Below are 19,515 nucleotides of genomic sequence, written 5' to 3' on the forward strand. Positions count from 1 at the left end.
CGCGAAACCTGCCGTTGCCACCTGACTTGAAATTGGCAAAAAAACAGACTAAGTCTAATTAGCTAAGTCTGGAGTGGCCAAAATGAAAACCGTCAATATGCACGAGGCGAAAACGCACCTCTCGAAGCTGGTCGAGCAGGCCTTGCAGGGCCAGCCCTTTGTTATCGCAAAGGCCGGTAAGCCTTTGGTGCAGGTTACCATGATAGAGACTGTTTCGCCGCAAAGAACAGGTTTTCTGAAAGGGCAGGTCGAAATCCCGGAGGATTTTGATGATATGGCCGCAGAGGATATAAAACAGCTGTTCGAGGGTGAAACAGAGACTGAATCGGCGGCGAAGGGGTGAATTTTTTGCTGGATACCCATTTACTCTTATGGGCGGCCGCGAATGACGATCTGATGTCTCGCAAAGCCGATCAGATGATCAAGAATCCGCAGAACCGGTTATGGTTCAGTGTGGCCAGCCTCTGGGAAATTACCATCAAGCGCGCGTTGGATCGGCCGGATTTTCGTGCCGATGCCGGGCAGATGCGCGCGGGGCTTTTGGCCAACGGCTATGAGGAATTGCAAATTGACGGGCGGCATTGGCTTGCGCTGGCGACCTTGCCGCCCATTCATGGTGATCCGTTTGATCGTATGTTGATTGCGCAGGCGGCGACAGAGGGGATGACCCTTGTCACATCCGATAAAAAGGTGGCGCAATATACCGGACCTATCGAGCTGGTCTGAGGTCTGGTTTCAGCCGTAAAATCGGCTGAGTCAGGGTAATGTGCAAAACATCGCAATTATGCACATTAAATTTTTCGGCCAATTGAGGTTATTCACCTTTCGCCGACGCTTGCAAATACCCCGCCAGAGCGCCGGAGAGGCTCCGTGAGGGTCGTTGAGGTGACTCTGGGTAAGCCCCCCCCCCGCCTAGCCCGCAGGCGTGCCGCCCTCGCCGATATCCCAGAACAACCCGGCCATAAGCCTAAGGGCATCGCGGCAGAGCGGTTTGAGGACATGTTCATCGGGGGCGTGTTGCGAGCAGCCGCGATAGGAATGCGGCACCCAGACCGTGGGCAGGCCGAGAATATCGGTAAAGCAGTCATTGGGCAGCGAACCGGCCAGATTGGGCAGGATATGGGGCGCTTGCCCCGAGGTCTGTTCAAGGGAACGGGCGACGAAGGTGACCCAAGGGTGACCCGGATCGAGCCGCGTCGCGCGGAAAAAGCCCCGGTCATGCGGCTCGATGCGCACCGCATCAAAGCCATGCGCGTCAAGGTGACGGCGCAGGGCGGGCAGGATGTCTTCGGGCGTGGTGCCGACCACATAGCGCAATTGACAGGTGGCGCGGGCATGGGCGGAAATCGCGTTCACCGGGGCCTCGGGCACGCCGCTTTTCATCGCAAGGATGGCAAAGCTGTTCCAGCCATAGGCGCGCTCGACCGGGGTCAGGCTTTCTTCGCCCCAATCAGGGTCGATCGTCGGGCCATCGCCGCCCTCGATCGGCAGGCCATGCAGGGCGGCGCGCACCTCGTCGGTCAGGCTATCGGGGCGCCATTCGGGGATCTTGATCTGGCCGCGGGCATCGGTGATGCAAGACAGCGCCTGCGCCAGAATCATCGCGGGGTCGGCCAGAAGGCCACCCCAGTTGCCCGAGTGATGCGCGCCGTCGCGCAGATCGACGATCAGATCAAAGGTAACCCCGCCACGCGAGCCCATGAACATGGTCGGCGTTTCGGGTTGCAGGCGAGGGCCGTCAGAGGCGATCAGCACATCGGCGTTGAGCTGTTTCTTATGCGCGGCAAAGAATTCGGCAAGGCCGGGCGAGCCGGTTTCTTCGCCGGTTTCGATCACGATGCGACAGTTGAAGCCAAGCGCGCCACGGGTTTGCAGAACCGCGTCGAGAGCGGCGATATTGATCAGGTGCTGGCCCTTGTTGTCGGCGGTGCCGCGACCGTAAAGGCGCTCGCCCTCTTCGACGATCGTGAACGGGTGCAGGCCCGCGCGCCATTGATCGGTCTGGGCGCGGATCACATCGCCATGCCCATAGCTAAGCACGGTCGGGAGGTCGTCGCCCTCGTGCCGCTCGGCGATCAGGAAGGGGCCGGCATTGGCAACGGGGTTGGGATAGGTACTGCAGGTAAATCCCATGGCCGTGAGGCGGGGCAGCATGGCCTCGTTCAGATAGCGGGTCAGTTCGGGAGCCTGATCGGGATTCTGGCTTTCGGTTTCAAAGCTGACCAGCTCGGCAAGCTCTGCCTGGAAGCGATTATCGTCGAAATAGGCCGAAATAGTCTCGATTGCGGTGCTGCGGGTCATTGCGGTGTCTCTTGGTTTATGGCGTCGCCCCAGGGCGACATGATCTCGGTACAGCCGGAGTTGCGCGTGCCGCGGCGCATCACGCCGGCAGGGCAGGCGAAGGCATAGGGAAAGGGGCTTCGCCGGGTGGTGTGAACCGGGTGACCGGCGCGAAGGCGCTCTATCACCTCGGGCGGCAGGGTGTCGTCGGCGACGATGGTGTCGCCCCCCGAGACATCAATCCGCGGGTGGTGGAACGTGTCGGAGATATCCATGCCGAAATCGGCGACAAAAGACGCCATTTGGGCCATGGCAGAGACTATTTTGCGCCCACCAGAGGCGCCGAAGGCAAAGCGGGTATCGCCGACCTCGCCGAGGATCGGGCAGACGTTCATCAGGCAGGCCTTGTTCGGGCCAAGCGAGTTGGGACGCCCCTGAACCGGGTCAAACCACATGATGCCGTTGTTCATCAGGAAGCCGGTGGAGGGCGAGACCACGCGAGAGCCGAAGATCGACAGAAGGGTCTGGGTTTGCGAGACCATGTTGCCCGAGGCATCCACCACCGAGAAATGCGTGGTGCAGCCGGGCGCCGTTTCGGTCTCGCCGGTGTCGCCCATTGCGCCAAGACGGGCGGCATAGGCGGATTTCAGGCCCTCGGCATAGGCGGCGAAGGCCTCTGGCTTGGTGCGCATGTCGCGGGTTTCCATCAAGGCGAGGGCCTGTTGGAAGGTCGGCCCGGCGGTCAGGCCGGGGGGGACATGAAAGCGGGTGGTGCGATAGTCAAAGCTGAGCGGTTCAAGCATCTTGGCGCGGTAGGCAAGGAGGTCGTCGCGCGAGAGGGAGCCGCCCTTGGCCTGGATATCCGCGGCCATGGCGGCACCGAGATCGCCGTCGTAAAGCGTGCGCGCGCCGTGGCGGGCGATCTGGTCGAGGCTGTCGGCCATGCGGCTCTGATCCAGCCGTTTTTCGGCGAGGGCGGTCCAGCCGCTGATGGTGGGCCATTGACCGTCGTCAAGAAACAGCGCGGCGGCGTCGGGGTCTTTGGCAAGCGCGCGGGTGCTTGAGGCGATAATGAGGGCGGCGTACCAGTCGACCAACAGCCCCTGCCTGGCAAAGGCGATTGAGGGGGCCAGGAGGTCGGCCCAGGGCAGGCGGCCAAAGCGGGCGTGCATCTGGCCCATGCCATCGACAAGGCCGGGGACGGCGACGGCGGTTGCGCCTTGAACGTTGCGATCATCGAGCACCTCTTCCCAGGGAAAAAGATCACCGGCGATGCCCTTGCCGGTCAGCGGGTAATTGACGGGATCAAGCGCGGCGGGCGAGCGCATGCCGTAGTTGAGGGCCTGAGCGGTGCCGGTTTCGGCGCGCCAGAGCATGAGGGCGCCACCGCCGGCGGGGCCGCTCATCCAGGGCTCCAGCACGCCGATGGCGAAGGAGACGGCGACGGCGGCGTCGACCGCGTCACCGCCGGCGGCGAGAACATCGGCCCCGGCCTGGGCGGCTAGGCGATGCTGGGCGGCGACGACGCCGTATTCGGTTTCAATGACGGTTTTGCGGGTGAGCATGCTGCGCGAGAGGTTGTCGGACATTTTTAGCCCTCCTTGCCTATGAACATCGGGCCGTTCGGGTCGTGCAGGTGGCATTCGACATGACCCAAAGGCGTGGGAAGGGCGCGCGGGGCCGTGGCTTTGCAGAACGCCGTCGCCCTGGGGCAGCGCGGATGAAAATGACAGCCCGAGGGCGGATCAATCGGGTTGGGATAGGCCATGCCAAGTTGCGTATCGGGCACGCCGAGGCCCGGTTCCGGCGTGAGGACGGATTTCAGAAGCGCCTGCGTATAGGGGTGGCGGGCATGGTCGAACAACCCGCCGACCTCGGCCTCTTCGACGATGCGGCCAAGGTACATCACCGCGACGCGGGTCGCGAGATGTTCGACCACCGCCAGATCGTGGCTGATGAAGAGGTAGGTGAGGCCAAATTCGCGGCGCAGATCGCCAAGGAGGTTGAGAATCTGGCTTTGCACAGAGACATCGAGCGCCGAGGTGGGTTCGTCGCAGATCACGATTTCGGGCTTCATGATCAGGGCGCGGGCGATGGCGACACGCTGGCGCTGACCGCCCGACATCTGGCTTGGGAAGGTGTTCATCACGCGCGCCGGAAGGCCGACGATATCGAGGATCTTGCGCACCTCTTTATCCCAGCTTGCCGCGTCGCCGATGCGATGCACCCGAAGCGGCAGCGAGACGATGTCAAAGATGCTTTTGCGCGGGTTTAGAGACGAATAGGGGTCCTGAAAGATCGGCTGAATCCGGCGCGCGAGGGTCATGCGATCCTGTGCGCCGATTTCCTGACCATCGACCAGAACCTGACCCGCCGTGGGGCTTTCAAGCCCGAGCAGGATCTTGGCGAGGGTGGATTTGCCACAGCCGGATTCACCGACAAGGCCAAGCACCTCGCCACGCGGCAGGGAAATCGACACATCGTTAACCGCCGTCAGCGGGCGGGCCTTGCCAAAGAGGCCCTGTTTCACGCGATAGGTCTTGGTCACGCCGCGCAGTTCCAGAATGGGGGCGGCGGTTTCGGGTTTTGGCGATTTTGCGGTGGCGGGGGTCATGTGGTGGCCTCCTCTGCGTGAAGCTTGCCGTCGGCGTGGATGCAGCGAAAGGCATGGCCGCCGCTGGTATGGCGCGGGATATCGCCGCGGCATTCAAGCGTGGCATGCGGACAGCGGGTGCGGAATGCACAGCCCGTCACATCGCCGATCAGCGAGGGCACGATGCCGGGAATGGTGCCAAGGGTGCTGCCGCGTTCGGTCTTGCCGGGCAGGGGGATACAGCGCAAAAGCCCACGGGTATAGGGATGCGACGGGGTGTTGAACACCTCTTTGGCAGAGCCGGTTTCGACCAACTCGCCGGCATACATCACCGCGACCTTGTCGGCGACGCGGGCCACGACGCCAAGGTCATGGGTGATCAGGATCATCGCCATGTTCATCTCGCGGCCAAGATCATAGAGCAGGCGCAGGATCTGGGCCTGAATAGTAACGTCAAGCGCGGTTGTCGGCTCATCGGCGATGATAAGTTCGGGTTCGCACATCAGGGCCATGGCGATCATCACCCGCTGGCGCAGACCGCCCGAAAGCTGGTGGGGATATTGCGAAAGTCGGCTTGCGGCGGCGGTGATGCCGACCTTTTCCAAAAGCTCGACGGCGCGGGCGCGCGCGGCCTCTTGTCCGACCGGTTTGTGCAGCAACAGAGCCTCGGTCAGCTGATCGCCGATGGTATAGGCGGGGTTGAGCGAGGTCATCGGTTCCTGAAAGATCATCGACATGCGCGCGCCGCGCAAGGACCGCATGGTGCGGGCATTGGCGCGGGTGAGGTCGATGCCGTCAAACGTCATCTCATCGGCGTTACGTTTGATGGTTTTGCCCAAAAGGCCCATCAGCGCCAGCGAAGTGAGGGATTTGCCAGAGCCGCTCTCGCCGACAATACAGAGGGTTTCGCCGCGCTTGAGGTCGAAATCAATGCCGCGCACCGCATGCAGCGTGCCGCCGCCAACCGGAATATCAAGGGTCAGGTTGCGGACGCTCAGAAGGGGTTTATCCATGGCTCAGCTCCGGTTTTCGGGGGCGGTGACATCGCGAAGCCCGTCGCCCATGAGGTTGATGGCCAGTACCAGAACAAACAGCACCGCGCCGGGGATCAGCACCATCCACGGTTCGAACAGCATCATGTTCTTGCCTTCCGAGACCATCAGGCCCCAGCTTGGGGTCGGGGGTTGCACCCCGAGGCCGAGGAACGACAAAGCCGCCTCAAGCAGGATGGCGTGGGCCATTTCAAGGGTGACCACCACGATCAGGTTATTGGCGATATTGGGCATGATTTCGGACAGGATCACCCGAGGGGTCGAGGCGCCGATGGCACGGGCGGCGGCGACATATTCGCGGTTGCGCACCTGAAGCGTGGAGGCGCGCATGACCACGGCAAAGCGATCCCAGAGCAGGAAACCAAGCACCATGATCACCACCTGAAGCGAGCCGCCGAGGATCGCCACCACGGCAAGCGCCACAAGCACCACCGGCATGGCCAGGCGTACGTTGATCAGGAAGGTCACCACCATATCGACGCGCCCGCCGAAATAACCCGCAGCGACACCCATTGCCGTTCCGATCACGCCCGAGATAAGCGCGGCGATCACGCCGATCATCAGGGACACCCGAGCGCCATAGATCAGCCGCGAAAGGTAGTCGCGCCCAAGGTGGTCGGTGCCAAGCGGATGCTCCCAATCGCCGCCGAGAAAGACGGGCGGTTGCATGCGGGTCATCAGGCTCTGGGCATAAGGGTCATGCGGGGCGAGCAGCGGCGCGAAGATCGCCACCAAGAGCAAAAGGCCCACAACAGAGGCGCCGATCAACAGGCCCTGGTGGCCAAAAACGCGTTTGCGCAGCATCTGGGAGGGGGTCGGGCCGATGATATCCTTGAGGAGGGGATCGGGGGTATCGGTCATGGTCATCTCAGCTGCTCCGCATGCGGGGGTCAAGCCAGGCGTTCAGCACATCGGCGAGAAAGGTGAAGACGATGTAGAACATCGAAAAGACAAGGATCAGGGCCTGAACCGTGGGAAGGTCGTTGCGCGCGATGCTTTCCCAGGCGAGGTAGCCGGCGCCGTGCAGGGCGAAGATCGATTCAACCACGATCGAGCCGCCGAGCATAAAGCCCATCTGTACCGCCGCCAGTGACACCACAGGAATGATCGCGTTGCGCAGGGCATGGCGGAAAAGAACGCGCATTTCGGGCGCGCCCTTGGCGCGGGCGGTGCGGATATAGTCGGACGATAGCACGTCGAGCATGCCCGCCCGCGTCAGGCGCATGATCGCGGGCATGGCGTAATAGCCAAGCACGATGGTCGGCATGATGAAATGCGCAGGTGTCGAGGCACCCGAGGGCGGCAGCCAGCCGAGTTTGATGGCGAAAAGCACGATCAGGATCAGGCCGAACCAGAAGCTTGGCATTGCTTGGCCCGCAACCGACAGGAACAGCGCCACCCGGTCGATGATCGAATTCGGGCGGATCGCGGCGGCGACGCCGAGGGGGACGGCGGTGACAAGGGCGAAGGTGATGCCGCAGAGGCCGAGGGTCATGGTCACGCCAAGCCGGTCGACGATCAGAGAGGCGACCGGAAGGCGGAAATAATAGCTTTCGCCGAAATCGCCGCGCAGGGCGGAAAACAGCCATTCGCCGTATTGCACCAGCATCGGGCGGTCAAAGCCGTAAAGGGTACGCAGGGCCTCGATATCTTCGCCGCTGGCGGTTTCACCGGCAAGCGCGACGGCGGGATCGCCGGCCATGAACAGCAGGCTGAAACTTATGAAAGAGACAGTGAAGGCCACCAGAATGGCGAGGCCAAGGCGTTTCAGGATGAAATTGAGCACGGCGGCAGCCCCTTTGGTTGGCGCGGGCAGAAATGCGCGCGGGCGGCGGGATTTGGTGCCGTCATGGCACCCGGATCAAGGCAGGGTAGGGCGCGGGGGCAGGCATGCCGCCCCCGCAGAAGACCGGATCGCTTAGTTCCAGGTCATCGTGGTAAAGCGCAGCACCTCGTCGGCGGTGGGCGTATACTCTACCTCTTTGGTCGAGACATAGTTGGTGTTGTACGAGAACATCGGCGCCCAATAGGCCTGATCGGTGATACGGGCGATGGCTTTGCCGTAATGCTCGATCCGGGTGGCGTCGTCGGTTGCGCTATCGGCGATGGTGAGATCGGCGAGAACCTGATCGTCGCGCGCATCGTCAAGCGAACCGTGCTTGAAGAACTGGCTTACCATGGCAGAGGCATCGTTGATCGAGAAGCTGCCCCAGGTGAGGAAGGCAAGCGGCACGTCGCCGGTCATGTTAAGCTCGCGCAGGGCCGAATATTGCAGGTATTTGAAATCTGCCTTGATCCCCACGGCGTTGAGATAGCTGAGGATCGCCTCGGCATATTCGCGGTTGCGATAGGCGTAGAACTCGGTGGTGAAGCCATCGGGATAGCCCGCTTCGGCCAAAAGCGCCCTGGCCTTTTCCGGGTTGTATTCATACTCGGTCGCGACGTCCTGAACACAGCCGAACTGGCTTGGGAAACACGGCGTCCAGACCACTTTGGATTTGCCCTTGAGCAGGGCATCCACCAGCTCCTGACGGTTGATGGCGTGGTTCACGGCGCGGCGCACGCGAACATCGGTAAACGGCGTGTCGCCCGAACGCCCGGCGGCATCCATCGAGAGATAGCCGACCCGCATGGTCGATTCGTTGGTCACGGTAAACTGGTCCATCTGGGCCAGCTTTTCGGCCTGATCGGCGGGCACCTGCCAGATCAGATCAAGCGAGCCGCTGAACAGTTCGGCCATCTGGGTGTTCACATCCGGGATGGTGCGAATATCGACATTGGTGATGCTGGCCTTGCCCTTGGGGCTATCGTGATAGCCGTCGTTCTTTTTCAGAACGAAATGCTGGCCGGGGACAACCGACACCACCTTGTAGGGGCCGGTGCCGACCGGGTTGAGGCCCATACCGCTTGGGCCGACTTCGGCGTAATAGTCGTTGGGGTACATCGAGACCGGGCCGGACAGAAATTCGATTGCGGCGGGAAAGGCCTCTTTGAGGTGAATGCGGACGGTGTAATCGTCGATCTTCTCGGCGGATTTCATCCAGTTCACGTTGCGCTGAGTCTTGACGCCGTTTTCTTCCTTGGAAACGAAATTGACGGTATAGACCACGTCATCGGCGTTGAACGCCTCGCCGTTGTGAAAGGTCACGCCCTCGCGCAGTTTGAATTCGAGGGTCACATCGTCGATCCATTCCCACGAGGTGGCCAGATTGCCGGAATATTCGTTGGTGATCGGATCACGGTAAACCAGGCCATCCCAGATCGCGCGTTGCAAAACGACGCCTTCGCGCGAGGAATTGAAATAGCTGTCGACGTTCTCAAGCTCTTTGGTAAAGCCGACGCGCAGGGTATCATTGGCCTTTTCGGCCCATGCGGCGCCGCTTGCCGCGATCAGCGCGACGCTGGCGATGGTGTTTTTGAACCAGGATTGTTTCATCGGAATCTCCCTTGTTGGTATGTCTTGTGGTGCGCGATTATGGCCCCGCGTCATTTTTTTGGCTCTTGCTGCAGGTATTATATTATGATACCTAGTGTTGCCATATGATCTATTAAGGCAATGACAATCGCATCCGTCAACCCTCTGCACCGGGGCGGGCCCCTGATTTTGTGAGAGGCGCATGAAAACAAAGCAGAATACGCTTTACGTGGGGTCACTGGCCAAGGGGCTGCGGCTTTTGCGGGCGTTTGATGAAAGCCATAGCGAGCTTTCGCTGTCGGAACTGGCGGCGCGCACCGGGCTTGATAAAAGCGCCACGCAGCGGCTTGCCAATACGCTTCACATCGAGGGGATGCTGGATAAAGACCCCGGCACGCGGCGGTTTCGCCCCTCGCATGCCTGGCTTGAGATGGCCTATGCCTATTACTGGTCCGACCCGCTTGTCGGGCAGGCGATGCCCAAGCTTATCAACCTCAGTCAGGATCTTGGCGAGACCGTGAACCTTGCGGAAATGTCGGGCGATCACATCATTTACGTCAGCCGCCTGCCGTGCAAGCGCACCTATTTCGCCGCGACTGTGATCGGGCGGCGCTTGCCGGCGCTGTCGACCTCGGCAGGGCGGGCAATGCTTGCGACCGTTCCCGAGGACGAGCGGCGCGCGGCGGTCGAGACCTGGCCGATCAAGCCGTTTACCCCAAACACGACCCTGGACCGCGACGCGATCCGCGCCAGCGTCGAAGCCGCGGTGCATGATGGCTATGCGATTTCAAAGGGTCAGATGATTCTCAATGAAATGGCCGTAGCCACGCCGATTATCGGCCCCGAGGGGCGGGCCTTTGCGGCGGTGCAATGTTCGGTCTCGGGGCATACCTGGGATCGCGAGAGGATCGTGGCGGAAATCCTGCCCAGGCTTCAGGATGCCGCTAATTCGATTTCGCCGTCGTTTCAGTCGCAGCGCGGAGCCTAGGCGCGCGCGACAACATTCCCGTGAGGTCGGGGCGTTTGCAGTGTGAATTTGCGCGAACCGTGCATATATTCAGAAAATGAAATATTGTCCTGATCTATGGATCGGGTGGGGCAAGAGGATATGGGAAATGACGGGTTTTGAGACAGCGTTTACGCCGCTTCAGTCACTGGCGGGTGGCGTTCTTATCGGGCTTGCGGCGGTGATGCTTATGCTGGCGCAGGGGCGAATCATGGGCGCGACGGGGATTTTGTCAGGTTTGATCACCGCAGGCACGGTGGGTGACAAGGGATGGCGCGCGGCGATGGTCGCGGGGATGATCAGCGGGCCGCTGTTGATCTTTGCTCTGACGGGCGAGATGCCGGTGGTTGAGGTGCCGGTATCATTGCCGATGGTTTTGATCGGCGGGTTCATTGTCGGGATCGGCGTGACATTCGGGTCGGGCTGTACCTCGGGGCATGGGGTATGCGGGATGGCGCGTCTGTCAAAGCGGTCGTTTGCGGCGACGGCGACCTTTATGGTGGTCTGTTTCGCGACGGTCTATGTCATTCGTCATGTGCTGGGGGTGTAAGAGATGCGGTTGCTGTCTGGATATATCGTCGGGCTTGTCTTTGGTCTTGGCATTGCGATTTCGGGGATGATCAACCCGGCGAAGGTGTTGAACTTTTTCGATCTGTTCGGCACCTGGGACCCGAGCCTTGTCTTCGTGATGGGCGGGGCCTTGGTGACGACCTTTATTGGCTATCGGATCGTCTGGCGCAGGCCTGTGCCGATGCTTGAGGGGGCGTTTCAATTGCCCACCAACACCAAGCTTGATGCGCGCCTTATCGGCGGCTCGGCGGTGTTTGGGCTTGGCTGGGGCATTGCGGGGTTTTGCCCCGGTGCGGCGCTTCCGGCGCTTGGCACCGGGCAGGCCGGGGTGTTTGCCTTTGTGGCCGCCTTGTTGGCGGGCATCCGGGCGGCGCGCGCGGTTCTGGCGCGGCAAGGATAGAGGCAAGGGAAGGGATGAGATGATGACAGACTATCCTGTGACCCTCGGTATCAAGCCCGAGGTGAAGGCGTTCTTTGACGAGGCGACCAATACCATCAGCTATGTGGTGAAAGACCCCGCAAGCCGCGCCTGTGCGGTGATCGATTCGGTGATGGATATCGACATGGCGGCGGGGCGGATCACCTATGATCATGCCGATGCGATGATCGCCTATATCGAGCAGAACGGGCTGAGGCTTGAGTGGATCATCGAGACCCATGTGCATGCCGACCACCTGTCGGCGGCACCTTATATTCAGGACAAGCTTGGCGGGAAGATCGGGATCGGTGACAAGATCCTGGTGGTGCAGGATACCTTTGGCAAGATATTCAATGAGGGCACCGAGTTTCAGCGCGACGGCAGCCAGTTTGACGCACTGTTCAAGGATGGCGACACCTATCAGATCGGCAGCATGCCGTGTTTCGCGATGTATACGCCCGGCCACACGCCGGCCTGCATGGTGCATGTGATCGGCGACGCGGCCTTTGTGGGCGATACGCTGTTCATGCCCGATGGCGGCTCGGCGCGGGCGGATTTTCCGGGGGGCGATGCCGGTGCGCTTTATGACAGTATCCAGAAGGTTCTAAGCCTGCCGGACGAGATGCGTCTGTTCATGTGTCACGATTACGGCCCCAATGGACGGGATATTCAGTGGGAAACCACCGTGGCCGAGGAAAAGGCCCACAACATCCACGTCGGCGGCGGCAAGACCCGCGAGGATTTCATCAAGTTCCGCACCGAGCGCGACGCGACGCTGGCGGTGCCGAGGCTGATCATCCCGTCGTTGCAGGTCAACATGCGCGCCGGGGATTTGCCCAAGGATAGGGACGGCAATCTTGCGATCAGGGTGCCGATCAACAAGCTTTGATTTGATCAGACAAAGCCGGTGATCAATTGGCGCAACCCGATGGCGGCGCCGATAAAGATCGCGACAAAGGTGATTGGCGCGCTCAGCGCCAGCACCGAAAAGGCCGAGACGCCCTGACCGATGGTACAGCCAAAGGCCAGCACCGCGCCAAAGCCCATGCAGACCGCGCCAAGGATCTGGCGGCGCAATTCGCGCGGGTCTTCGCAGGCCTCCCAGCGGAAGTGGCCCTTGATCAGGCTGCCGCCAAATGCCCCCGCCAAAACGCCAAAGACCGAGCCGACCCCAAAGCTAAGGCCGCCGCCGCTTGCGGTCATCAGAAAGAGGATGGTTTCGCCAAGCGGGGCGGAGAAGGTATGCGACTGGATCGGTTGGGGCGAAAAGCCGTGGGTTGCCACCCAGGTACTGCCGAGCCAGCCCGAGGTAACCGCGACCCCGACGATCATACCCCAGAACATCGCCTTGCGGTCGCGCAGAAAGCGCGCAGAGCCAAGCGCCGCGAGGGCGATCAGGAGGGAGAGGGCAAGCCCGGCCCAGACCACCGGCAGGCCGGTCACCTGTGACAGGATCTGGGCGTAGCTATCAGTCTCTAACCTTGGTGTCGTGGCCTCGGTTGCCATCAGGCGCAGGCGCGCAAGCGGGCCCGACATCATGACATAGGCGGCGATGCCCATGACGATGACGATCACGAAAGACCGCAGGTCGCCGCCGCCAAAGCGCGCCAAGGCGCCAAAGCCGCAATTGCCCGCCAGCGACATGCCATAGCCAAACATCAGCCCGCCCAGCACCGTGATCACCGGTGACCAGGGGGTGATGTAATAGATATTGGCCGAGAGGTTTACCGCGCCAAGCCCGGCAAGGCCGAAGGTCAGAATCCCGGCCACGCCGATCGCCAGCACCCACATGCGCAGGCGGGTGTCGCTTTGCTGATAGAGGTAATCCTCGATCGCGCCGAGGGTACAGAACCGGCCAATCCGCGCCGCAAGCCCAAGCAATGCGCCACCGCCAAAGCCGATCAGGGCAATCAGCAGGGGTTCAGGAATGCCGTGTAGCATGCGAATCTCCGATTATCGTGGGCGGGATCAGGGCTGTTTGCAAAACAGATCATACACCATTTCGAGCATTTTGACCGCACGGCGATCTGTCAGGCTGTAATAAATCGCCTTGCCCTCGCGGCGCGGCGTCACAAGGCCCTCGACGCGCAGGCGCGAAAGCTGTTGCGAGACGGCGGCCTGGCGGGCGGATAAAAGCGCTTCCAGCTCGGTTACGGATTTTTCGCCGGTCGAGAGGTGACAGAGGATCATCAACCGGCCTTCATGGCTAATGGCCTTGAGAAAATCGGCGGCGTTGTGGGCGCTTGCGAGCATCGCATCAAGCGATTGCGGGTTGAGGTCACGCTTGGTCTGATTGTTGGGGGTCAGCATGGCGCGCTCATGGGTTGACCTCTGTGGCAAAGGCCTCGGGGTGAGCCGCCAGAAGCTGTTCGACATGGAACCAGAAGAAATCTTCGCTGGCGTAACCCTCGATGCGGCCAAGTTCGACCCCGTCCTTGACCAGCACGAAGGTGGGGGTAAAGACCGGCGGGCTTTTGAAGGTCACGTCCTCGGGAAGGTCGTGAATGTCGGCGCGGCGCAGCGGGGCAAGTTTGCCTTCGCGGGTCTTGGGATAGATATGCGCGATCTCGGTGTTCCAGCGTTCGCACCAGTGACAGCCCGCACGCTCGACCATCACAAGATCAACCGCCCGCGCCGCGCCGGGCAGGGCGAGCGCCAGCAGAATGAGGATCGTGGCAAGCAATTGGCGCATGTGGGTTCCGATTGACGGGTGCTCTAAAACATATGATAGTTTGAATGTGTTGGCCAAGCAAGCCATCAGAGGAGGCCCCGATGTTCGACGTCTCGATCTTAAGCGCGTTTCTGGGCGGTCTCATCGTCTTTTTCTCGCCCTGCGTTTTGCCGATTGTGCCGTTTTACCTGAGCTACATGGCGGGCGCTTCGATGTCCGAGATCAGCGCCGAGGGCAAGCTGGCGCCCGGTGTGCGGCGCCGGGCCTTTGCGGCCTCGGTGATGTTTTCGGCGGGAATCATCACGGTTTTCGTATTGCTCGGGGCGGCGGCCTTTGGGCTTAGCCAGGTGTTTCGCGGGTTTCAGACCGAGTTTCGGCTATTTGCCGCGCTGGTGGTCTTGGTCATGGGGCTGCATTTTCTTGGTGTGCTGCGGATCGGGTTTCTGAACCGGGTGTTCCAGATGGATGCGGGTGACACCAGGAACATGTCGGTACTGGGCGCCTATGTGGTGGGGTTCGCCTTTGCCGCCGGTTGGACGCCTTGCGTTGGCGGCGTTCTCACGGCGGTGGTGTTTACAGCGAGTGCCGAGGCGACGGCGCTTAAGGGGCTGGGCCTTTTGCTTGTGTTCGGCTTTGCGATGACGACGCCGTTCATGGTCGCCTCGCTGTTCATCGGGCCGTTTCTGCGGTTTGCGTCAAAGTTCCGGCGGCATCTGCCCAAGGTGGAAAAGGCGATGGGGCTTTTGATGCTGGTCTTTGCGGCGCTGATTGCCACCGATAGTGTGAATTACATTGCCCAATGGATGCTGGAGGCCTTTCCGGCGTTTCAGAATATCTAGGATGTGGAGGGAATGATGAAACGGTTTCTGACAATGATTGCGGCGCTCTGTCTGGCGGTGCCGGTGATGGCGGCCGAGCTTGGCGATGACGGGCTGCACAAGACCGACTGGATGCGTGAGACCTTCAAGGATCTGCGCGAGGATCTGGACGAGGCAAACGCCGAGGGCAAGCGCCTGATGCTCCTGATCGAGCAACGCGGCTGTATCTATTGCGAGCGGATGCACAGGGATGTTTTTCCGCTGCCGGTGATCGACAGCTATATCCGCGAGAACTTCTTTGTGGTGCAGCTTGACCTTTACGGCGCTGCCGAGCTGATCGACTTTGACGGCGAGGAATTGTCGCAGCGCGATGCCATGCGCAAGTGGGGAATAATGTTCACCCCATCGATTCTGTTCATGCCGCAAGAGGTGCCCGAGGGCAAAACCGCCGCACAGGCGGCTGTGGCGGTGATGCCGGGCGCATTTGAGGCGGGCACCACGCTCGATCTGTTGACCTGGGTAAACGAGGAACGGTACGCGCTTGATTCAGAGGAAGATTTTCAGCGCTACCACGCCCGCCGGATCAGGGAACGCACGGTTGATCTGGGGGATTGAGCCGGGGAAAATTAGCAATAAATTCAAAAATTAGAATTTATTGTTGTTTGGTCACGCGATTGTGTCCTATGATATACGGAAATCTGAATGTGTTGAGGGAGGACGCATGAAACGATCATTTATTACGATGGCGCTGGTCTGTACGGGCTTTGCGGTATCCGCCGCCGAGGTGGCACCCACCGACGTCAAATTCGAGGATGGCAGTGTCAGTCAATCTTTGTCGGGCATGCCCGGCGATGCGGCCAGCGGCCGCGAGGTTGTCGGCAACAAGTCCCTTGGCAATTGCGTCGCCTGTCATCAGGTCAGCGATCTTGCCGATGTTCCGTTTCAGGGCGAGATCGGTCCGTCGCTTGACGGTGCCGGCGAACGCTGGAGCGAAGAGGAACTGCGCGGCATTGTCGCCAATGCCAAGATGATGTTTCCGGAGTCGATGATGCCGTCTTTCTACAAGACCGAAGGTTTTATCCGCCCCGGCAACGCCTATACCGGCGAGGCGCCCGACGACACGTTCGGCCCGCTTTTGACGGCGCAGCAGATTGAAGATGTGGTTGCCTATCTGGTGACCCTTAAGGAATGACCGTCCCCTGCGGGATGAATGAGATCAGGAGTTTGACACAATGACACTGACCAGACGGAAAGTTATGGTTATGGGGGCAGGGGCGTTCGTGGCCTTTGGTCTGCCCCTGCGGGCCACGGCAGCCGCCGAGGACGCAATCGCGGCCTTCACCGGCGGCGCGGCGATTGGCGAGGGTGGCATCACCCTGACCGCGCCCGAGATCGCGGAAAACGGCAACACCGTTCCGATCGAGGTTTCCGCCCCCGGCGCGAGCGAGATCATGGTGCTGGCCACCGGCAACCCGACACCGGGTGTGGCGACCTTTACCTTTGGCGCACTTGCGGCGTCGCAGGCGGCGTCGACACGCATCCGCCTTGCCGGCACGCAGGACGTGGTGGCGATTGCCAAGATGGCGGACGGCTCGTTCGTTCAGGCATCGAGCAACGTCAAGGTCACAATCGGCGGCTGCGGCGGCTAAGGCATATCTCAAGGAGACACGACAATGGCACAAGACGTCAAACCCCGCGTCAAGGTTCCGAAATCCGCCGCTGCTGGCGATGCAGTGACGATCAAGACCCTGATCAACCACGCGATGGAATCCGGTCAGCGCAAAGACGCGGACGGCAATGTTATCCCGCGCTCGATCATCAACCGCTTTACCTGTGAGTTTAACGGGCAGAGCGTTGTCGATGTAAAGATGGAGCCCGCGATTTCCACCAACCCTTATTTCGAATTCGAGGCCACCGTGCCCGAGGCCGGTGAGTTCAAGTTCACCTGGTACGACGACGACGGCTCTGTCTATGAGGAAGCCAAGAAAATCGCGTTGAAATAAGGCAAATCGTCAGGGAGGGATGAGAATGAGAAAAACAAATCTTTGGACGGCTCTGATGAGCGTCGGCGTGATTGCGGCGGGATCGGCATTTGCCGATCCGGTCGAAGACACGCTGATCGTCAACGAAGAAATCGAGATGGTCACCCGTACGGCGGCCCCGGCGCATCTTTCGGATGCAATGGACGAGATCTATTCCGGCTGGCATTTCCGCGGCACCGAGACCCGCGCGATGCAGGCGGATGATTTCGACAATCCGGGCATGATCTTTGTCGAGCAGGCACAAGAAGCCTGGGACACGGCAGAGGGCAGTGAGGGCAAGTCATGCGCAAGCTGTCACGGCGCCGCCGATGAAAGCATGAAGGGCGTGCGCGCGGTCTATCCCAAATGGAACGAGACCGCTGGCGAAGTGCGTACTCTGGAAATGCAGATCAACGATTGCCGTGAAAACCAGATGGGCGCCGAAAAGTGGAAGTACACCGGCGGTGACATGGTCAACATGACCGCGCTTTTGGCCTCGGTTTCGCGCGGGATGCCGGTGAATGTTGCGATTGACGGCCCGGTGCAGTCGACCTGGGAGCAGGGCAAAGAGCTCTATTACACCCGCACCGGTCAGCTTGAGCTGTCTTGTGCGAATTGCCACGAGGACAGCTATGGCAAGATGATCCGCGCGGATCACCTGAGCCAGGGCCAGATCAACGGCTTTCCGACCTATCGTCTCAAGAACACCAAGCTGAACGCGGTCCATGCGCGCTTCAAGGGCTGTGTGCGCGACACCCGCGCCGAGACCTTTTCGCCGGGCAGCCCCGAGTTCATCGCGCTTGAGCTTTATGTCGCCTCGCGCGGCAACGGTCTTTCGGTCGAAGGACCGTCGATCAGAAACTAAATCCAAAGGCCCCGCCTGACGTTTTGTCGGGCGGGGTTTTCTTTGGTGATAAACATTCAAAAAACCGCATGTAACCTGTGCGGGATGTGGAAGGGTCCGATATGATCTCGCGGCGTGATTTTCTTCAGACGAGCATGGCGGCTTCGGCCATTCTGGGCGGGTCGTCCTTTGGTCAGTGGGCCAAGGTTGCGGCGCAACAGGCGCTGACTCAAGATCAGCTTTTGCAGTTTGATACCTTTGGCAATGTGTCGCTGATCCATATCACCGACATTCACGCGCAGATGAAACCGATCTATTTCCGCGAGCCGTCGATCAATATCGGCGTGGGCGACAACAAGGGGCAGGTGCCGCATGTCACCGGCGCCGACTTCCGCAAGATGTATGGCATCGACGACGGTAGCCCCTCGCATTACGCGCTGAGCTCGGGCGATTTTTCGGCGCTTGCGCAGGCCTATGGCCGGGTTGGCGGGCTTGACCGGGTGTCGACCGTGATCAACGCGATTCGCGCCGACCGCCCTGATGCGATCCTGCTGGATGGCGGCGACACATGGCACGGCTCTTACACCTGTTACCAGACCGAAGGTCAGGACATGGTCAACGTGATGAACGCATTGAAGCCCGACGCGATGACCTTTCACTGGGAATTCACGCTTGGGTCAGAGCGCGTGCAGGAGATTGTCGAGGGATTGCCCTTTGCCGCCCTTGGCCAGAATATCTTTGACGCGGAATGGGACGAGCCGGTTGATATCTTCCCGCCTTACAAGTTCTTCGAGCGTGGCGGCGTCAATGTTGCCGTGATCGGGCAGGCCTTTCCTTACATGCCGATTGCCAACCCCGGCTGGATGTTCCCGGAATACAGCTTTGGTATCCGCGACGAGAACATGCAGGCGATGGTTGACGAAGTGCGCGCCAAGGGCGCCGAGTTGGTCGTCGTGCTCAGCCATAACGGTTTTGACGTCGACAAGAAGATGGCCGGCAAGGTTACGGGCATTGACGTGATCCTGTCGGGGCACACCCATGATGCCTTGCCCGAGCCGGTTTTGGTTGGCGAGACGATCATCGTCGCCAGCGGGTCGAACGGCAAATTCGTCAGCCGCGTCGATCTTGATGTGCGCGACGGCCGGATGATGGGGTTCCGCCACAAGCTTATCCCGATTTTCAGCGATGTGATCGAGCCGGACAAGGCGGTCACCGAGGTGATCGACGCACAGCGCGCGCCTTATATGGCAGAGCTGAGTGAGGTGATCGGCCAGAGCGAGAGCCTTTTGTACCGACGCGGCAATTTCAACGGCACCTGGGATGATCTTATCTGTGACGCCCTGATCAGCGAGCGCGAGGCCGATATCGCCATGTCGCCCGGTGTGCGGTGGGGTCCGTCGATCCTGCCGGGGCAGGATATCACCCGCGAGGATATCTGGAACGTGACCTCGATGACCTATGGCCGGGCGTATCGCACCGAAATGACCGGCGAGTTTATCCATGTCATCCTTGAGGATGTCGCCGACAACCTGTTCAATCCCGACCCCTATTACCAGCAGGGCGGCGATATGGTGCGGCTTGGCGGGCTTGGCTATCGAATTGATATCACCAAACCGCAGGGCAGCCGGATCACCGATATGACCCTGTTGAAAACCGGCGAGGCGCTTGATGCCTCCAAGACCTATCAGGTTGCCGGCTGGGCCTCGGTCAACGAGGGCACCGAAGGACCGCAGATCTGGGATGTCGTCGAAAGCCATATCCGCAAACAGGGCACTGTGCGCGTTGAACCCAATAACAGCGTCAAAGTGATTGGCGCCTAAAGTCTAT

General features: G+C 60.7%; 23 protein-coding genes. 13 read left to right on the forward strand and 10 right to left on the reverse strand.

The window, feature by feature from the left end:
- The first annotated feature begins 82 nt into the window (after positions 1-82).
- Both BUB78_RS05585 and BUB78_RS05590 read left to right on the forward strand, forming a co-directional pair.
- The gene (locus tag BUB78_RS05585; RefSeq protein ID WP_073195896.1) at positions 83-343 is read left to right on the forward strand and encodes a type II toxin-antitoxin system Phd/YefM family antitoxin; all 261 of its coding nucleotides are present in this window, start codon (positions 83-85) and stop codon (positions 341-343) included.
- Entirely contained in the window at positions 340-726 is a 387-nt protein-coding gene (locus tag BUB78_RS05590; RefSeq protein ID WP_073195898.1) for a type II toxin-antitoxin system VapC family toxin, read from the forward strand. Before BUB78_RS05585 ends, BUB78_RS05590 begins: the two co-directional genes overlap by 4 nt.
- A 186-nt stretch (positions 727-912) precedes the next feature.
- Here the strand turns inward: BUB78_RS05590 and BUB78_RS05595 are convergent, their stop codons facing one another.
- The 7 genes from BUB78_RS05595 to BUB78_RS05625 form a co-directional block, all read right to left on the reverse strand.
- Positions 913-2,301: a M20 family metallopeptidase gene (locus tag BUB78_RS05595; protein WP_073195900.1), complete on the reverse strand. Its 1,389-nt coding sequence runs from the start codon at positions 2,299-2,301 to the stop codon at positions 913-915.
- The gene (locus BUB78_RS05600) at positions 2,298-3,869 is read right to left on the reverse strand and encodes a gamma-glutamyltransferase (protein WP_073195902.1); all 1,572 of its coding nucleotides are present in this window, start codon (positions 3,867-3,869) and stop codon (positions 2,298-2,300) included. Before BUB78_RS05600 ends, BUB78_RS05595 begins: the two co-directional genes overlap by 4 nt.
- Before the next feature lie 2 nt (positions 3,870-3,871).
- Positions 3,872-4,894: an ABC transporter ATP-binding protein gene (locus BUB78_RS05605; RefSeq protein WP_073195904.1), complete on the reverse strand. Its 1,023-nt coding sequence runs from the start codon at positions 4,892-4,894 to the stop codon at positions 3,872-3,874.
- On the reverse strand, positions 4,891-5,886 hold the full coding sequence (locus BUB78_RS05610) for an ABC transporter ATP-binding protein (RefSeq protein WP_073195906.1): 996 nt from the start codon (positions 5,884-5,886) through the stop codon (positions 4,891-4,893). Before BUB78_RS05610 ends, BUB78_RS05605 begins: the two co-directional genes overlap by 4 nt.
- Positions 5,887-5,889: 3 nt before the next feature.
- Positions 5,890-6,786 (reverse strand): ABC transporter permease, encoded by an 897-nt coding sequence (locus tag BUB78_RS05615; RefSeq protein ID WP_073196221.1) that lies wholly within the window; start codon positions 6,784-6,786, stop codon positions 5,890-5,892.
- A 7-nt stretch (positions 6,787-6,793) separates the two neighbouring features.
- On the reverse strand, positions 6,794-7,711 hold the full coding sequence (locus tag BUB78_RS05620) for an ABC transporter permease (protein ID WP_073195908.1): 918 nt from the start codon (positions 7,709-7,711) through the stop codon (positions 6,794-6,796).
- Between the two features lie 132 nt (positions 7,712-7,843).
- Positions 7,844-9,361 carry an ABC transporter substrate-binding protein gene (locus tag BUB78_RS05625; RefSeq protein WP_073195910.1) on the reverse strand — a complete coding sequence of 506 codons (1,518 nt, stop codon included), beginning with the start codon at positions 9,359-9,361 and terminating at the stop codon, positions 7,844-7,846.
- A gap of 181 nt (positions 9,362-9,542) precedes the next feature.
- On the opposite strand from BUB78_RS05625, the gene BUB78_RS05630 reads away from it, so the two are divergent.
- From BUB78_RS05630 to BUB78_RS05645, 4 genes are all read left to right on the forward strand, one after another.
- Positions 9,543-10,328, forward strand: a complete 786-nt coding sequence (locus BUB78_RS05630) for an IclR family transcriptional regulator (protein WP_073195912.1) — start codon at positions 9,543-9,545, stop codon at positions 10,326-10,328.
- Positions 10,329-10,455: 127 nt separating this feature from the next.
- Positions 10,456-10,896, forward strand: a complete 441-nt coding sequence (locus tag BUB78_RS05635) for a YeeE/YedE family protein (protein ID WP_073195914.1) — start codon at positions 10,456-10,458, stop codon at positions 10,894-10,896.
- Between the two features lie 3 nt (positions 10,897-10,899).
- Complete coding sequence (locus BUB78_RS05640) at positions 10,900-11,316, forward strand: DUF6691 family protein (RefSeq protein ID WP_073195916.1); 417 nt, start codon at positions 10,900-10,902, stop codon at positions 11,314-11,316.
- A 22-nt stretch (positions 11,317-11,338) separates the two neighbouring features.
- Positions 11,339-12,223, forward strand: a complete 885-nt coding sequence (locus BUB78_RS05645) for an MBL fold metallo-hydrolase (RefSeq protein WP_073196222.1) — start codon at positions 11,339-11,341, stop codon at positions 12,221-12,223.
- Positions 12,224-12,228: 5 nt separating this feature from the next.
- Here the strand turns inward: BUB78_RS05645 and BUB78_RS05650 are convergent, their stop codons facing one another.
- From BUB78_RS05650 to BUB78_RS05660, 3 genes are read right to left on the reverse strand one after another with little or no spacing between them, the layout of a single operon-like run.
- Complete coding sequence (locus BUB78_RS05650; RefSeq protein ID WP_073195918.1) at positions 12,229-13,275, reverse strand: YeeE/YedE family protein; 1,047 nt, start codon at positions 13,273-13,275, stop codon at positions 12,229-12,231.
- A gap of 27 nt (positions 13,276-13,302) precedes the next feature.
- Positions 13,303-13,644 (reverse strand): ArsR/SmtB family transcription factor, encoded by a 342-nt coding sequence (locus BUB78_RS05655; protein WP_073195921.1) that lies wholly within the window; start codon positions 13,642-13,644, stop codon positions 13,303-13,305.
- A 7-nt stretch (positions 13,645-13,651) separates the two neighbouring features.
- Entirely contained in the window at positions 13,652-14,026 is a 375-nt protein-coding gene (locus BUB78_RS05660; protein WP_073195923.1) for a hypothetical protein, read from the reverse strand.
- 80 nt (positions 14,027-14,106) lie between these two features.
- On the opposite strand from BUB78_RS05660, the gene BUB78_RS05665 reads away from it, so the two are divergent.
- The 7 genes from BUB78_RS05665 to soxB all read left to right on the forward strand — a co-directional run bounded on the left by BUB78_RS05665 (position 14,107) and on the right by soxB (position 19,508).
- Positions 14,107-14,844, forward strand: coding sequence for a cytochrome c biogenesis CcdA family protein (locus tag BUB78_RS05665; protein WP_073196224.1), 738 nt, complete (start codon positions 14,107-14,109; stop codon positions 14,842-14,844).
- Positions 14,845-14,859: 15 nt separating this feature from the next.
- Complete coding sequence (locus BUB78_RS05670) at positions 14,860-15,438, forward strand: thioredoxin family protein (protein WP_073196225.1); 579 nt, start codon at positions 14,860-14,862, stop codon at positions 15,436-15,438.
- Between the two features lie 106 nt (positions 15,439-15,544).
- Positions 15,545-16,015 (forward strand): sulfur oxidation c-type cytochrome SoxX, encoded by a 471-nt coding sequence (gene soxX, locus BUB78_RS05675; protein WP_073195925.1) that lies wholly within the window; start codon positions 15,545-15,547, stop codon positions 16,013-16,015.
- A gap of 40 nt (positions 16,016-16,055) precedes the next feature.
- Positions 16,056-16,472 (forward strand): thiosulfate oxidation carrier protein SoxY, encoded by a 417-nt coding sequence (gene soxY / locus BUB78_RS05680; RefSeq protein WP_073195927.1) that lies wholly within the window; start codon positions 16,056-16,058, stop codon positions 16,470-16,472.
- Between the two features lie 24 nt (positions 16,473-16,496).
- Complete coding sequence (gene soxZ / locus BUB78_RS05685) at positions 16,497-16,826, forward strand: thiosulfate oxidation carrier complex protein SoxZ (protein ID WP_073195929.1); 330 nt, start codon at positions 16,497-16,499, stop codon at positions 16,824-16,826.
- A 25-nt stretch (positions 16,827-16,851) separates the two neighbouring features.
- Positions 16,852-17,709, forward strand: coding sequence for a sulfur oxidation c-type cytochrome SoxA (gene soxA, locus BUB78_RS05690; protein ID WP_073195931.1), 858 nt, complete (start codon positions 16,852-16,854; stop codon positions 17,707-17,709).
- 101 nt (positions 17,710-17,810) lie between these two features.
- Entirely contained in the window at positions 17,811-19,508 is a 1,698-nt protein-coding gene (soxB, locus tag BUB78_RS05695) for a thiosulfohydrolase SoxB (protein WP_073196227.1), read from the forward strand.
- Positions 19,509-19,515: the final 7 nt, after the last annotated feature.

It is taken from the genome of Roseovarius marisflavi (genome assembly GCF_900142625.1).
GTDB lineage: Bacteria > Pseudomonadota > Alphaproteobacteria > Rhodobacterales > Rhodobacteraceae > Roseovarius > Roseovarius marisflavi.

What these genes read in the sequence shown, in the direction of transcription:
- BUB78_RS05630 (WP_073195912.1), top strand. Translation starts at nt 9,543, where the DNA reads ATGAAAACAAAGCAGAATACGCTTTACGTGGGGTCACTGGCCAAGGGG.
- soxX (WP_073195925.1), top strand. Translation starts at nt 15,545, where the DNA reads ATGAAACGATCATTTATTACGATGGCGCTGGTCTGTACGGGCTTTGCG.
- soxZ (WP_073195929.1), top strand. Translation starts at nt 16,497, where the DNA reads ATGGCACAAGACGTCAAACCCCGCGTCAAGGTTCCGAAATCCGCCGCT.
- BUB78_RS05605 (WP_073195904.1), bottom strand. Translation starts at nt 4,894, where the DNA reads ATGACCCCCGCCACCGCAAAATCGCCAAAACCCGAAACCGCCGCCCCC.
- BUB78_RS05645 (WP_073196222.1), top strand. Translation starts at nt 11,339, where the DNA reads ATGACAGACTATCCTGTGACCCTCGGTATCAAGCCCGAGGTGAAGGCG.
- BUB78_RS05610 (WP_073195906.1), bottom strand. Translation starts at nt 5,886, where the DNA reads ATGGATAAACCCCTTCTGAGCGTCCGCAACCTGACCCTTGATATTCCG.
- BUB78_RS05660 (WP_073195923.1), bottom strand. Translation starts at nt 14,026, where the DNA reads ATGCGCCAATTGCTTGCCACGATCCTCATTCTGCTGGCGCTCGCCCTG.
- BUB78_RS05625 (WP_073195910.1), bottom strand. Translation starts at nt 9,361, where the DNA reads ATGAAACAATCCTGGTTCAAAAACACCATCGCCAGCGTCGCGCTGATC.
- soxY (WP_073195927.1), top strand. Translation starts at nt 16,056, where the DNA reads ATGACACTGACCAGACGGAAAGTTATGGTTATGGGGGCAGGGGCGTTC.
- soxA (WP_073195931.1), top strand. Translation starts at nt 16,852, where the DNA reads ATGAGAAAAACAAATCTTTGGACGGCTCTGATGAGCGTCGGCGTGATT.
- BUB78_RS05650 (WP_073195918.1), bottom strand. Translation starts at nt 13,275, where the DNA reads ATGCTACACGGCATTCCTGAACCCCTGCTGATTGCCCTGATCGGCTTT.
- BUB78_RS05665 (WP_073196224.1), top strand. Translation starts at nt 14,107, where the DNA reads ATGTTCGACGTCTCGATCTTAAGCGCGTTTCTGGGCGGTCTCATCGTC.
- BUB78_RS05595 (WP_073195900.1), bottom strand. Translation starts at nt 2,301, where the DNA reads ATGACCCGCAGCACCGCAATCGAGACTATTTCGGCCTATTTCGACGAT.
- BUB78_RS05615 (WP_073196221.1), bottom strand. Translation starts at nt 6,786, where the DNA reads ATGACCGATACCCCCGATCCCCTCCTCAAGGATATCATCGGCCCGACC.
- BUB78_RS05585 (WP_073195896.1), top strand. Translation starts at nt 83, where the DNA reads ATGAAAACCGTCAATATGCACGAGGCGAAAACGCACCTCTCGAAGCTG.
- soxB (WP_073196227.1), top strand. Translation starts at nt 17,811, where the DNA reads ATGATCTCGCGGCGTGATTTTCTTCAGACGAGCATGGCGGCTTCGGCC.
- BUB78_RS05600 (WP_073195902.1), bottom strand. Translation starts at nt 3,869, where the DNA reads ATGTCCGACAACCTCTCGCGCAGCATGCTCACCCGCAAAACCGTCATT.
- BUB78_RS05655 (WP_073195921.1), bottom strand. Translation starts at nt 13,644, where the DNA reads ATGCTGACCCCCAACAATCAGACCAAGCGTGACCTCAACCCGCAATCG.
- BUB78_RS05640 (WP_073195916.1), top strand. Translation starts at nt 10,900, where the DNA reads ATGCGGTTGCTGTCTGGATATATCGTCGGGCTTGTCTTTGGTCTTGGC.
- BUB78_RS05670 (WP_073196225.1), top strand. Translation starts at nt 14,860, where the DNA reads ATGAAACGGTTTCTGACAATGATTGCGGCGCTCTGTCTGGCGGTGCCG.
- BUB78_RS05635 (WP_073195914.1), top strand. Translation starts at nt 10,456, where the DNA reads ATGACGGGTTTTGAGACAGCGTTTACGCCGCTTCAGTCACTGGCGGGT.